12 protein-coding genes are annotated in these 12,720 nt (G+C 64.6%); 3 read left to right on the top strand and 9 right to left on the bottom strand.

What is annotated here, in order from left to right; genetic code table 11:
* The 3 genes from ACHWRX_RS07145 to ACHWRX_RS07135 form a co-directional block, all read left to right on the top strand.
* On the top strand, positions 1 to 681 hold a 681-nt coding region (locus ACHWRX_RS07145), incomplete at its 5' end, for a sulfotransferase family protein (protein ID WP_394658670.1).
* Positions 671 to 1,108 carry a hypothetical protein gene (locus tag ACHWRX_RS07140; protein WP_394658669.1) on the top strand — a complete coding sequence of 146 codons (438 nt, stop codon included), beginning with the start codon at positions 671 to 673 and terminating at the stop codon, positions 1,106 to 1,108. The genes ACHWRX_RS07145 and ACHWRX_RS07140, both read left to right, overlap by 11 nt.
* Before the next feature lie 125 nt (positions 1,109 to 1,233).
* Positions 1,234 to 1,566, top strand: coding sequence for a UrcA family protein (locus ACHWRX_RS07135; RefSeq protein WP_183618227.1), 333 nt, complete (start codon positions 1,234 to 1,236; stop codon positions 1,564 to 1,566).
* A gap of 115 nt (positions 1,567 to 1,681) precedes the next feature.
* Here ACHWRX_RS07135 and ACHWRX_RS07130 read toward each other — a convergent pair whose 3' ends face one another.
* Genes ACHWRX_RS07130 through ACHWRX_RS07090 form a run of 9 tightly spaced genes read right to left on the bottom strand, consistent with a single transcriptional unit; the run spans position 1,682 to position 12,655 of the window.
* A complete protein-coding gene (locus ACHWRX_RS07130; RefSeq protein WP_394658671.1) occupies positions 1,682 to 2,608 on the bottom strand; it encodes a YncE family protein in 927 nt (308 codons plus the stop codon).
* Positions 2,609 to 2,622: 14 nt separating this feature from the next.
* The gene (gene atzF / locus ACHWRX_RS07125) at positions 2,623 to 4,404 is read right to left on the bottom strand and encodes an allophanate hydrolase (RefSeq protein ID WP_394658668.1); all 1,782 of its coding nucleotides are present in this window, start codon (positions 4,402 to 4,404) and stop codon (positions 2,623 to 2,625) included.
* Positions 4,401 to 7,994, bottom strand: a complete 3,594-nt coding sequence (uca, locus tag ACHWRX_RS07120) for an urea carboxylase (RefSeq protein WP_394658667.1) — start codon at positions 7,992 to 7,994, stop codon at positions 4,401 to 4,403. Before uca ends, atzF begins: the two co-directional genes overlap by 4 nt.
* Positions 7,991 to 8,626 (bottom strand): urea amidolyase associated protein UAAP2, encoded by a 636-nt coding sequence (locus ACHWRX_RS07115; protein ID WP_058738056.1) that lies wholly within the window; start codon positions 8,624 to 8,626, stop codon positions 7,991 to 7,993. The genes uca and ACHWRX_RS07115 overlap by 4 nt, the downstream gene beginning before the upstream one ends.
* An 11-nt stretch (positions 8,627 to 8,637) precedes the next feature.
* Positions 8,638 to 9,462, bottom strand: a complete 825-nt coding sequence (locus ACHWRX_RS07110; RefSeq protein WP_394658666.1) for an urea amidolyase associated protein UAAP1 — start codon at positions 9,460 to 9,462, stop codon at positions 8,638 to 8,640.
* Positions 9,459 to 9,941 (bottom strand): CopG family ribbon-helix-helix protein, encoded by a 483-nt coding sequence (locus tag ACHWRX_RS07105; RefSeq protein WP_183618235.1) that lies wholly within the window; start codon positions 9,939 to 9,941, stop codon positions 9,459 to 9,461. The genes ACHWRX_RS07110 and ACHWRX_RS07105 overlap by 4 nt, the downstream gene beginning before the upstream one ends.
* The gene (locus tag ACHWRX_RS07100; protein ID WP_394658665.1) at positions 9,938 to 10,735 is read right to left on the bottom strand and encodes an ABC transporter ATP-binding protein; all 798 of its coding nucleotides are present in this window, start codon (positions 10,733 to 10,735) and stop codon (positions 9,938 to 9,940) included. The genes ACHWRX_RS07105 and ACHWRX_RS07100 overlap by 4 nt, the downstream gene beginning before the upstream one ends.
* A complete protein-coding gene (locus ACHWRX_RS07095) occupies positions 10,732 to 11,547 on the bottom strand; it encodes an ABC transporter permease (protein ID WP_058738060.1) in 816 nt (271 codons plus the stop codon). The genes ACHWRX_RS07100 and ACHWRX_RS07095 overlap by 4 nt, the downstream gene beginning before the upstream one ends.
* 28 nt (positions 11,548 to 11,575) lie before the next feature.
* Positions 11,576 to 12,655: a putative urea ABC transporter substrate-binding protein gene (locus ACHWRX_RS07090; protein WP_394658664.1), complete on the bottom strand. Its 1,080-nt coding sequence runs from the start codon at positions 12,653 to 12,655 to the stop codon at positions 11,576 to 11,578.
* Positions 12,656 to 12,720 lie beyond the last annotated feature (65 nt).

Below are 12,720 nucleotides of genomic sequence, written 5' to 3'. Positions count from 1 at the left end.
CCCGACGTCGAAAGCGTGGGCGAATTGCAGGCGCTGCCCTTGGCGGTGAAGCAGGCATCGGGCACGCGCACCCGCACCGTGCTCGATCCCGAAACCGTTATGGCGGCGGCACGGGCCGACATGGCCGCGATCGGGCGGAACTACGGCCTGATGGCGCATCATCACCGCCGCGCGATGACGCCGCGCTTCGTGGACAAGTTTCCCGGAAATTTCCAATATGCGGGGCTGATCGCAAAGGCTTTGCCTGCGGCTCCCATCGTTTGCCTGCGCCGCAATCCGATGGACACGGTGCTGAGCAACTTCCGCAATCTCTTCGCGATTTCATCCCGCTATTACGACTACAGCTACGACCTGATCGAGATCGCCGCTTACTACATCCGGTTCGATCGGCTGATGGCGCGCTGGGATGCCGCCATGCCCGGCCGCATCCTGCAACTGCGTTACGAAGACCTGGTGGCCGATCAGGAAGGCCAGACGCGTCGTCTGCTATCGCATTGCGGCCTGGAATGGTCGGACGCGTGCCTGTCTTTCCATACCAATGCCGCTCCGGTTTCCACGCCAAGCGCCGCACAAGTCCGCCGTCCGCTCTACACCGAATCGGTCGCGCGCTGGAAACGCCATGCCCAAGTGCTCGAGCCGGTGCGTCGCATGCTGGAGGAGGCCGGGATCGATGTCGAATGACACCTCCCCCCAAACTTTTTTTGCTATGAGGAGATCCGCTCTGCGTGCCATCCGAAAGGCCCTAGCTGGCGGTCTCACCGCCGTTGCAGTATTACACGCCGTGCCCGCTCTGGCCGACAGCGGCGCAGAGGCAAAGCTGGTACGCTGCGGCGCACAAAGCTGCCTGCAGGTGACTGGCCATCGTGACGATGCCAGCGCGCCGGTTCGGATCAACGGCCATCTTGTTGCCGTACAAGGACAACGCAACTGGCGCGCGAACCTTTCCGTCGGCACCATCAAGGAATGGTCAGCGCCGTTCGATCGCCACATCGTCGTCACGTCCTACGATGCCGCGGCGCAGCGTGATACTGACAACAGGGTTCGCCTGCCGATCGGCCTGCTGGGCCATGTTACGGATTTGGCATCTTTAGTTATTACTTTGGATTAGACTGAATAATACTATAGACCTAATACATCGGAACTAGTTTCCGTTATTGTCATTATCATCACTCGGAGCTATTAGAGCTTCCGAGCCGCCAGTGCGCGGCCTGTCAGATTGTGCAGGAGATGATGATGAAGACTGGCCTCATGGCCCTTGCGGCCGTCGCGCTCACCACTTCGGTTTCGGCCAACGCCACCGAAAACCCTTTTGCCCAGGATCAGGCGGTGTTGAACCTGCGCGGCATTGACCTGTCGACTGCCGATGGCCAGCAGCGCCTTGCGATCCGCATGGATCAGGCCGCGCGCTCCGTTTGCGGGGATCGTTTGGCTACCGTCCACCTCGACCTTGAAGCCAAGACGCGCGAGTGCCGCGCTGCCGTAGTGGCCGATGTGCGCTCGCAGATCGAAGCGCGCACGGCTTATGCCCCGTCGCAGGCTGCTGCGAAGCTCGCCCTCGCGCAGTAAGTTGCGGCCGCCAGACGGCTGGTATAAAAAGCGGCCTGCTTCTCAAGGGGGGCAGGCCGCTTTTGCGTGCATCTATTGTACCACTGATCGTCGGCGTCGATTTTGGCTATTCGAGTTACTTGCCGATCGTGTCCGGTTTGGGCCACCAGGTGATCGTGTGGACATCGTGCGCGCTGGTCCAGATGCCGGTGGGGGTGTAGCGCAAGGCACCGCTGCCTTCGGCCTCGCCGATGCGGGCGCGGATAGCCAGGGTCTTGGGATCGATCACCACGAACGTCTGATCGTCCGTGGTACGCAGCCACACTTTGCCGCCGCCGGTATCGATATCGCCGTATTTCAGATTTTCGCCGACCTTCACCCGTCCGCGCACGGCATTGGTGGCAGGGTCGATCGCAGCAACGGTGCCGTCTCCCTGCTCCTGCACCCACACCGCGCCTTCGCCGGCCACGAGGAAGCCCGGCTGTTGGCCTAGAGGGATTGTCGCAACGACGGTATTGGTGGCCGGGTCGATACGCTGGAGCGTCCGTGTCTTGCTGCTGGCGGCCCAAAGCGCGCCGTGTCCGAAGGCCAAGTAATACGCCCCGGCCTCGGTTGGGATCATGGCGATGACGGTGTTGGTGGCGGGATCGACGCGGGCAATGCCACCCGCCGGGTCGCTGGCGATCCACACCGATCCCGCGCCGGTGACGACGTTAAGCTCACCCTCCTTGCCGTTGGCGATGCCGGTGGCGATCGCCGCGATCTTCTTGGCGGAGCGGATATTAATCCTGTCCAGCGTGCCGTTCTTGCAATTGGCCACCCATAAGTCGGTGCCCATGATCGACATGCCGCCGCAGGGACGGGCAATGGGCACTTCGGCCAGCTTGCCCTTGCGGGACCATTGCTCCACCCGACCCTTGTTGGTCGCCCAGACGGTTTTTCCGTCGATGGCCAGGAAATCGGCGAAGTCGGGGACGGTGATCACCTGTTCCTTTTGCGCCAGCGCCGGACCCGCCATGGCCAGGCCGCAACCGATAGCCACCGCGGAGGCCAGCACGCGCATGGTCCGAGCGCGGATCACGACGCGGTCTCCGTCTGCTGGGCGATGAAGGCGCGCCAGCCGCCCAGATGGGTGATGTCCGTCGCCCCGGTCAGCGCGCGCGGTTCGGCGACGAAGCCCTTGACGCTGCTGCCGTCCGCCAGTGTGACCGTGCCGATCGCCAGGGGGGCGGGCACATCGACGGTGAAGCTGCCGAAGCTGGCGACGTCCAGTTCATAGACCTCAACCGTGATCGCTGCGCCGTCCTCGGCGTAAACCAGTGCGGGCTTAGGCGGCACGCTGTCCGCCATGGCGTAGAGCCGATAGGTGGAGGCGGTCTCGAATGCGCCGACAAACTTCGCCTCTCGCGAGGTGAGTTGCCAGTGCAGTGGCATGTCCTTCAAGTGGGCGCCAACAACGGCGAGTTTCACGGTCTGCATCTTGCCCTCCAGATCGAGCGGGGGTGGGAACGGAAGTTTGGCGGCGGCAAAGTAAGCGTCGGCCACGTCCAGCAGCGCCCGGTCGGTATCGGCGGGGCCGATCAGGGTTACGCCAAAGCCGGTACCATTGGCGCGTGCGCCTGCGGGCACCGCGACTGCGGCCATGTCGAGCAGGTTCACGAAGTTGGTGTAGCGCCCTAGATTGCTGTTAAGAGCGACGGGGGCGGCCAGCATCTCCACCACGCGGTAAGTCGTGCCAGCAGTGGGGAAGGCGAGCAGATCTATCTTGCCCCACAAGCCATCGGCGTGGCGCTTCAGCGCGGCCAGGCGATATGTGCCATTGAAGGCATCGACGGCGCTGTAGTTCAGGCCTTCCGCGATCACCGCGCGGACGGTGGGATCGATGGCGGTGGGGTTCGTGGCCAGCAGATCGGAGACGGCCGCGGCGCGCTCCGCCACCCAAGGTCCGTTATACAGCAGCATCGCTGCTTCCAGCAGGGGCGCCAGGTCGATCTCCACGATCCGGGCGGAGCGGCCAAGATGCTCCACCGCGCGATCGAAGAGATATTCCGCTTCCGCATCGCCGAACCACATGCGCTGGTCGCGCCGGGGAATGCCAATGACGCGCGGTTTTACCGGCCGATCGGCAAGCGGCTTCGAATAGGGATCGGCCTCATCAAAGCCGGCGACCACATGGTCGATCAGGCGCGCATCGGCGGTGTCGTCCGTGAAGACGGTGATGCAGTCCAGCGTGCGGCAGGCGGGGACGAGGCCGCTGGTGCTCCACCGGCCCTTGCTGGGCTTGAAGCCGATCAGGTGCTGAAAGGCGGCGGGCACGCGGCCTGAGCCGGCGGTGTCGGTTCCCAGCGCGAACGGGACCAGTCCCGCCGCCACGACAACGGAGGAACCGGAGCTGGACCCGCCGCTGACATAGGCCAGATTGTAGGGGTTGCGCGGCACGCCATAGGGGCTGCGCGTGCCGTTGAGGCCGGTGGCGAACTGATCGAGGTTGGTCTTGCCCACGCACAGCGCGCCCGCGTCCAGCAGCTTCTGCACCACGGTGGCGGAAGCATCGGGCAGGTAGGCGAAGGCGGGGCAGGCGGCGGTAGTCTCGAGCCCGGCGACGTCAATATTGTCCTTCACCGCGAAGGGGACGCCCGCCAGCGGCAGATCCTCTCCGGCCGTGATGCGGGTGTCGATCGCGCGCGCGGCACTGAGCAGATCCTCCGGCTCGACGCGGCTGATCCATACGGCGCGCTGCACGGCATCGTAAGTCGCGATCCTGTCGAGCGTTTCCTCCGCCACCGCCAGGGCCGTCGTTTGGCCTGAGCGGATTGCGGCGGCGATCGCGGCGGCGCTGCGGCGTTCCAATGCGATCACGGGTGCCGCCTCAGCGCCAGCATCGCCGCGCCGGGTTGCAGCGATTGCCGCTCCTGCATGTAGAGCGCGGCGATCGTGCCGCTGCCGGGGCTTTCCACGGGGAACTCCATCTTCATCGCTTCCATCACGGCGATCGTGTCACCGGCTTTCACTTCGTCTCCCACCGATACTAGCAGCTTCCAAACGCTGCCGCCGAACGGGACTTCGATTAGATCCGCGCCCTCGGGAACTTCGATCGCGGCGCCATCGGCTGGGGCGGCATCGTCCGTGCTGACCCGGTCGAACTCACCGCTGGCGTGCCAGGCGGTGCGCTCGGCATCGAATGCCGCCTGACGCTGGGCCTGGAAGGCATCGATCGTCTCGCCGTTATCGCGCAGGAAGGCGCGATAGTCGGACAAGCGAAACTCCGATTCCTCGACCTGAATGGAGCGCCGCCCGGCGGGGAAATCGCGGCGCCAATCGGTCAATTCATCGGCGCTGACGGGGAAGAAGCGGATCTGGTCGAAGAAGCGCAGCAGCCAGGGCTTGCCGTCCACGAAGGCGTCCGTCTGGTTGTGCGTGTTCCACACCTGGATAGTGCGGCCAAAAAGCTGATAGCCGCCGGGCCCTTCCATGCCATAGATGCACATATACGCGCCGCCGATGCCCACCACGTTTGGCGGCGTCCATGTGCGCGCCGGGTTGTACTTGGTGGTGACAAGCCGGTGGCGGGGATCGACGGGAGTTGCGACGGGCGCACCCAGATAGACGTCGCCCAGGCCCAGCACGAGATAGCTGGCATCGAAAACCACGTCCTCCACCGCCTGCGCATCGGGCAGGCCGTTGACGCGGCGGATGAACTCGATGTTATCCGGGCACCAGGGCGCATCATCGCGCACGCCGCTGATGTACTTGTCGATCGTCTCGGTAATCGCGGGATCACGCCAGCTGAGGGGGAGGTGGACGATGCGTGAGGGGATTGCAAAATCCTCCAGATCGCCCAGCCGCTCTTCCGCAGCCATCAGTGCCGCCAGCGCAGTAGCCTGCGTCATCTGCTCGCCATCGAAGTGGAATTGCAGCGAGCGGATGCCGGGAGTGATGTCGATCACGCCGGGCAGGGCTTGCCGCTCCAGTTCCTGCAGCAGCGCCTGCACCCGGATGCGCAGTTCGATGTCCAGGACGATCGGGCCGTATTCGACCAGGATATTGCGATCGCCTTGCTGGCGATAGACGGTGCGGGGTCGCCCGTTCGCTTCGGGCAGATCGGTCAAGATCGGCGACAGCATTGCGACGGCCCGGCCCATGTCCGCCGGAACCGGGGTCTGGCCGCCTAGCAGCGCATGTTGCGCCATGTCGGCGGTGGCGGCGTCCTCGATCGTCACCGGTACGAAGCGCAGGCGGTCTCCCGCGCTCAATTGGCCCATCATCCAGCGATCCGCGGCGATCACTACGAAGGGGCAGACGAAACCACCCAGCGAAGGACCGTCCGGCCCAAGGATGATCGGCATGTCGCCGGTGAAGTCCACCGCGCCGATCGCGTAGGGGTTGTCGTGGATGTTGGACGGGTGCAGGCCGGCTTCTCCGCCATCGGTGCGGGCCCATTGCGGCTTGGGGCCGATCAGGCGCACGCCGGTGCGGTTGGAATTGTAATGGACCTGCCACTCGGCACCGACGATGGTCGCGATGTCGTCCGCCGTGAAGAAATCGGGTGCGCCATGGGGGCCGTAAAGTACCCTTAGCGACCAGTTAGCGCCCAGTCGCGGCAGATCGGCAGTGGCAAGCGCCTCGGCCGTCGGTGCCTCGCCCAGGTGCAACGTATCACCCGCCAATAGCGGCCGCGCCGCATGTCCGCCAAATTGGCCAAGCTCAAACGTGGCGCGGCTGTCCAGGTAGGGCTCGATATCGAGGCCACCCGCAAACAGCAGGTAGCCGCGCATGCCGCCCTGGCGTGCTCGGCCCATGGCCAGGGTCTGGCCGGTGGACACATCGATGGCGATGCCGCGCGGTACTGGCTGGTCATCCAGCCGGGCGTCGAAATCCGCACCCGTCAGGCAGATGCGGGCCGGGGCGTTGAACACCAGGGTGGGACCGGACGCAGTGATCTCCAGCCCGGTCATCCCCTCGGCGTTGCCCAGCAGGCGATTGCCCAGCCGGAAGGACTGGTCATCCATCGGCCCTGATGGCGGTACGCCGATCGCCCACAGCCCCTGCCGCCCCGGCCAGTCCTGCACGGTGGTGCAGGTCCCGCCCGTCAGCACGCGAATGCTGCGCGGCTGATAGCTGATGGCGTCCAGCACGCGAGTGGAAACCTCGCCGCTGGTGAACTCCGGGCAGCGCACCACGTCGCGCAGCCAGCGCAAATTGGTCTCGATCCCGTCGACCCGGCTGGCATCGAGCGCGGCCTGCATCGCCGTTACCGCTTCCTCGCGTGTGGGTGCGTGAACGATCAGCTTGGCAAGCATCGGATCGTACCAGGCGCTGACCTTCGAGCCTGCCATAACCCAGGTTTCGGCGCGGATATCTTCGGGGAAACGCACGGCGGTGAGCGTGCCGGACGTCGGGCGGTAATCCAGCGCCGGGTCTTCGGCATAGAGCCTCACTTGCACCGCATGGCCCTGCGGGGTGGTGGGGGCGTGATCAAGGAAGGTGAAGTCCCCCGCGCCGCCCCGGATCATCCACTCCACCAGGTCGAGCCCCATGACCTCTTCGGTCACGCCATGCTCTACCTGAAGGCGCGTGTTCATCTCCAGGAAGAAAAACTCGTGCCGGTCCGCGTCGTACAGGAATTCCACCGTACCTGCCGAGCGGTAGCGTGCGGCTTCGCCCAGCCGGATCGCAGCGGAGTATAGAGCTTGTCGCACGGTCTCAGGCAGCAGCGGCGCAGGCGCTTCTTCCACCACTTTCGGGGTGCGGCGCTGAAGCGAACAGTCGCGCTCTCCCAGCGCGACGACGCGGCCTGCGCCATCGCCGAAGATCTGCACTTCGACGTGGCGGGCGCGGCGGATGTAGCGTTCCAGGAATACGCCCGCATCGCCGAAATTGCCCTCGCCCAACCGCGCCACGGCCGCAAAGCCCTGGCGCACGTCGTCCTCGCCTTCGCAGACGCGCATGCCGATGCCGCCGCCGCCCGCCGTGGCTTTCAGGATTACCGGGTAACCGATCCTCGCGGCCTCGCGAACGGCTTCTTCCTCGTCGGTCAGCAGGCCGGTGCCGGGGGCCAGCGGCACAGCGTGCGCCGCGGCCAGCGCGCGGGCGCTGTGCTTCAGGCCGAAGGTGCGGATGTTGTCCGGCGTCGGACCGATGAACACCACGCCCGCAGCCGCGCAAGCCTCGGCGAATTCGGTATTCTCCGCCAGAAAGCCGTAGCCGGGATGGATCGCGCCCGCGCCGGTGTCTTTGGCTGCTTGCAGGATCGCGGCGATGTTGAGGTAGCTTTCCGCTGCCGCAGCCGGACCGATGCAGACGGCCTCGTCCGCCTCGGTCACGTGCAGGGAACCAGCGTCGGCCTCGGAATAGACCGCGACGGAGCGCAGCCCCATGCGGCGCAGCGTGCGGATGATGCGAGTGGCGATCGCGCCCCGGTTGGCGATCAGAACCGTATCGAAGCTCATCCTGCGACGATCATTCTGACAGGCGTGGGGTTGAACGCGTTGCAGGGATTGTTGATCTGCGGGCAGTTGGACACGACCACGATCACGTCCATTTCCGCCCGCAGATCGACAGTCAGGCCCGGCGCGGATATTCCGTCGACGATGCCCAGCGACCCGTCGGGTTCGACAGGAACATTCATAAAGAAATTGATGTTGGAAACGATATCACGCTTGCCGCGCCCTTCGGTGAGGTTGGCTTCCAGGAAATTCTCGACGCAGGCGTGCTGCGCCTTGGTGTGATGGCCATAGCGCAACGTATTGCTCTCGCACGAACAGGCGCCGCCGATGGTGTCGTGATATTCCACAGCGCTAGCCGCGATGGTCATCATCGGCCTCCCCTCGTTGGAGCGCAGCACGGTCCCCGTGCGCAGGAACAGGTTGCCTTGCGCCGCCACGGTGTCCTGCGCGCTGTAACGCTCGGCATCGTCGGCAGCGGAATAGAGCAGGAAGTCCACGGCCTGGTTGCCTTCCAGGTCCACGATGCGCAGCGTTTCGCCCGCCTTGATATGGTGCAGCCACGGCGCGCGGGCGGCCACGATCTGGTCATGACGAGGGGTGCCGGGAAGCCCGGCAAGATGAGGGTCGGCACTCATGGTGGCGCTCCTTAGCGGCGGTGATAGTCCTCGACGTTCTGGAAGGCGCGCAGGCCCTCCGGCGTCGCGTTGCGATAAATGTCGTCTTCGGGCGTGACCGGCCCGCGCCAAGCAGTCAGGCGCAGCGGCGTCACGGTATAGTCCGGGCGCGGATCGAGCACGTGGGGGCAATTGGCGATCACGATGATCACGTCCATTTCCGCACGTAGCGTCAAAGAGCGGCCGGCGTCGTAGGGGCCGACCAGCGGCGTGATCGCGCCATCAGCTTCTATGCGCGCACCCTTGAACAGATTGACGCAAGGGTGAACGTCGCGCCGTGTCAGGCCGTGCTTGGCCGCGCCCAGGATGAGACGATCGCGTCCGTTGGGGTATGCGCCGCTGTTGCTGCCATCACCATACTTCGCCGCGTTGGTGGCGGCGTTGGAGGTGCCGCAGAACGTATCGTGCGTTTCCGCCTGATCCTCCACCAGCGTCATCAACGCCCGGCCCATGTCGGACAGTAGCAGCTTGCCCGCGCCGAGGTAGGCGTTCCATTGCACCTTCACGGTATCGGCCACATTCAACCGTTCGGTGGGCATTTCGGCGTTGAACACCATCAGCGAGGCGCAGGCATCTCCGTTCACGTCGATCAGCCGCAGGCGCGATCCACGGGACAGGCGGCGCGTCGCGTAGCCACCAGGCGCTACCGTTTCTTCCCAGAGAAGATCGGCGGTGGAAACGCCGGCTGGCAGATCATCGGCAGCCGGCGGGATCACCGGCATCGCCTCGACGATAGTACCGGCCATCGCTCGCGCGTGATCGCGTGCGGCCAGCGGATTGGCTAGGGTCTCGATCATGCGGATGCTCCCACCGGCTTGCGCTTGCTGGTGTCGTCCTGCTCATGCAACGGCGGCAGCAGGGCGGTCGTCGTGACGAGTTGCAGCTGTTGCACACCGCGAACCCGGCGCAGCGCATCGCACAGCTCTTTCAGGCGGATCGCCGGGCCCTGAACCAGCAGCACTTCCAGCGACTGGTCCTGCTCCAGGAACACGTGCTGGGCGGAGATCACCTCTTTCAGGTAATCGCCCTGCGTTTCGGCCAACTGGTGCCGCGTGCGACCGCGATCGGCGCGATAGACGATGGTCACGGTGCCGGCCAACATTTCGTCCGGGCGGGTGTAAGCCTCATGCTCGGCCAGCGCGTGGCGGATCAGTTCGGCGATAAGCTGTGAGCGGGAAGGCAGCTCGCGCTCTTCCACCATCAAGTCCAGCTGGCGGAAAAGATCGGCCGGGAGACTCATGCTGAGCCGGGCCAGAGGGACGGGTTCGGAACTCATGCCACATCCTCCATGGTATTACGAATAGTGTCAAGCGTAATACCACCATCATCAGGCGGTAACGGTTGCGTCTTCTTGTCCAGCGTCAAGTCATAGACTGCGGTCGCGCCGAAACGGTGAGGCGCGTGTGGGTCATGGCGGCGCTTGTCGAAAGCCAGAACGCGCGTGCCCAAAGAAAACGCTTCGCGAATATCATGAGTTACCATGATGATCGTCAGCTGATAGTCTTTCCACAACTTGGTGATTTGCGCATGCATATCCGAACGAATACCTGGATCGAGCGCGCCAAACGGTTCGTCCAGCAGCAGAATACGGGGGCGCTTGATCAAAGCCTGCGCGATCGCGAGCCGCTGTTGCATACCGCCTGACATCTGCGCCGGATACAGGTCCAGACTATGGCCTAGGCCAACCGCCTCCAGCATCGCCACGGCCTCGTCCCGCGCGGCCTTGCGGGCGCTGCCGAACAAACGGGCGGAGAAAGGCGCTTGCGTACACTCCAGCCCCAGCATCGTGTTGCGCAGCACGGACAAGTGCGGGAACACGGAATACCGCTGAAATACCACGCCGCGATCCGGCCCGCACTCCGGCGCCAGCGGCGCGTCGTCCAGGTGGATGCTGCCGCGAGATGGGCGCTCCTGCCCCAGGATCACGCGCAGCAGGCTGCTCTTGCCCGCGCCAGAGGGGCCGACCACCGAGACGAAGGAATGGGCGGCGACGTCCAGGTTGACGCGTTCCAGCACCACCTTCTCGCCATATTCGACCCACACGTCACGAAGGCTGAGAAGCGCGCTCAATGGTTTGCTCCATGGGCCCAGGGAAAGAACCGTTCGCTAAGGTAAGTCAGCGCCAGGTCCATCACGATCGCCAGAAGCGCGATCCAGGCGACGTAAGGAATGATCACGTCCATCGACAGGTAGCGGCGGACAAGAAAGATTCGATAGCCCAGCCCTACGTCGGACGCGATCGCTTCTGCCGAGATCAGGAACACCCACGCCGGGCCGAGCGACAGGCGCACTGCCTGCAACAGGCGTGGCATGGCCTGGGGCAGAGCGATGCGGATCATGATCTGCCAGCTGTTCGCCCCCAGCGTCTGCGCCTTGATGATCTGTTCGCGAGGCAGCGCGCCGACATGCGCGGCGATATCACGCACCATCACCGGGGAAATGCCGATGACGATCAGCGCGATCTTCGCGGTTTCGCCCAGGCCCAGCGCGATGAAAAGGATTGGCAGCAGCGCGATCGGTGGGATCACGGCGATGCCCGTCACCAGCGGCCCCAGAGTGGCCCGCACCGGTGGCAGGACGCCCAGCACCAGGCCGACGATCAGCGCCACCAGAGTCGAGATGCCAAGACCGATGCCCAGGCGCTGCAAGCTGGCCAGCGTGTCCGACCAGAACACCAGTTGTCCGGACAGCGGATCGGGCGTGAACAGCAGGGCAGAGAGGCCGGACGCCATCGCACTGGGCAGCGGCAGGATCTTGTCCGCCGGGTTGAGCGCGTGGCGCTGCGCCGCCAGGAACAGGTAGAGCACCACCAGCAGCAGGATCGGCAGCGCGCCCAGCAGCAGGCGATCGCCCCGGCGAGGTTGTCGGTTTACCCAGCGCATGGTTGGTTCGTCCCGGTCACGCGGAGGGTCACAGCTTGCCGTCGGCGGCGGACTGCATGAAGGTGGTGTCAAAGCGTAGCGTCACCTTCTGGGGATCGCCCAGCGCTTTGTTGCCGGGGAAGCCGATGCCCACCGCGTCCGCCGATGCCGCGCCCTTGAACAGGCCCTTGCTATAGCTGAAATCGCGCACCCGCTTCATGTTGGTCATCAGCGTCGGCGCGGTCGTTGCGGCGACCGCGGCCTTGGGATCGACGTAGAGATAGGTGGTGGAAAGTTGCTTGTCGTAGGCTTCGGGTGTCGCCCCGGCCAGCTTCGCCATTGCCGCGCGGGCCTTCGCGCCCTCAGCATCCTTGCGCTGCATCAGGGCGATGGTTTCGTACCAGATTCCGGCCAGCGCCTTGCCCAGGTTCGGGTTCGCCTTGATCGTGGCGGTATCGACCACCAGCAGGTCGAGGATTTCGCCCGGGATCTGTGAGGAGTTGAACACTTCCTTCACGCCAGGAAGGCCCCTCATCGCGGTCAGCTGCGGGTTCCAGGCGACCGCGGCTTGCGCATCGGGGCTGGAAAACGCGGCGACGATATCGGCGTCGGCGGTGTTGACGGTCTTCACATCCTTCAGGGACATGCCCGCCGTTTCCAGACCGCGCGCCAGCAGATAGTGTGAGACCGACAATTCGACAAGGTTCACCTGCTTGCCACGAATGGCGCTCAGGCTGTCACCACCTTTCAGCAAGACGCCATCGTTGCCGTTGGAGTAATCGCCGACGATGATGGCGCTGGTATCCTTGCCGCCGGCGGCAGGGATCGTCAGCGCGTCCATATTGGTGACGGTGACACCATCGAACTTGCCGGCGGTATACTGGTTCACCGATTCAACGTAATCGTTGACTTGCACGACGTTGATCTTGATGCCGTACTTGTCGGCCCACTTCTTCACGATGCCAGCTTGCTGGGCATAGGGCCAGGGCATCCATCCGGCGTAGATCGACCAGCCGATGTTGAATTCCGTGCGAGGCTTGGCGGGGTCCTGGCTCGACGAGCAGGAGGCGAGAAACAGGGCCCCTCCCAGCAGCGCGATCGTGCTAACCCGGTGCAGCGACTTCACCATGATTCGTCCCCTTTCGCATCGCAGCATCGGACCAGAACTTCATCTTGTCCAGCACTGATATTACC

Source organism: uncultured Novosphingobium sp., assembly GCF_964277725.1.
Lineage (GTDB): Bacteria > Pseudomonadota > Alphaproteobacteria > Sphingomonadales > Sphingomonadaceae > Novosphingobium > Novosphingobium fluoreni.
This window is presented reverse-complemented; position numbering and strand designations above follow the sequence as displayed.

Coding starts and splice junctions, on each gene's coding strand:
- ACHWRX_RS07140 (WP_394658669.1), top strand. CDS start 671: ATGTCGAATGACACCTCCCCCCAAACTTTTTTTGCTATGAGGAGATCC.
- ACHWRX_RS07135 (WP_183618227.1), top strand. CDS start 1,234: ATGAAGACTGGCCTCATGGCCCTTGCGGCCGTCGCGCTCACCACTTCG.
- ACHWRX_RS07130 (WP_394658671.1), bottom strand. CDS start 2,608: ATGCGCGTGCTGGCCTCCGCGGTGGCTATCGGTTGCGGCCTGGCCATG.
- uca (WP_394658667.1), bottom strand. CDS start 7,994: ATGAGCTTCGATACGGTTCTGATCGCCAACCGGGGCGCGATCGCCACT.
- ACHWRX_RS07115 (WP_058738056.1), bottom strand. CDS start 8,626: ATGAGTGCCGACCCTCATCTTGCCGGGCTTCCCGGCACCCCTCGTCAT.
- ACHWRX_RS07110 (WP_394658666.1), bottom strand. CDS start 9,462: ATGATCGAGACCCTAGCCAATCCGCTGGCCGCACGCGATCACGCGCGA.
- ACHWRX_RS07105 (WP_183618235.1), bottom strand. CDS start 9,941: ATGAGTTCCGAACCCGTCCCTCTGGCCCGGCTCAGCATGAGTCTCCCG.
- ACHWRX_RS07095 (WP_058738060.1), bottom strand. CDS start 11,547: ATGCGCTGGGTAAACCGACAACCTCGCCGGGGCGATCGCCTGCTGCTG.
- ACHWRX_RS07090 (WP_394658664.1), bottom strand. CDS start 12,655: ATGGTGAAGTCGCTGCACCGGGTTAGCACGATCGCGCTGCTGGGAGGG.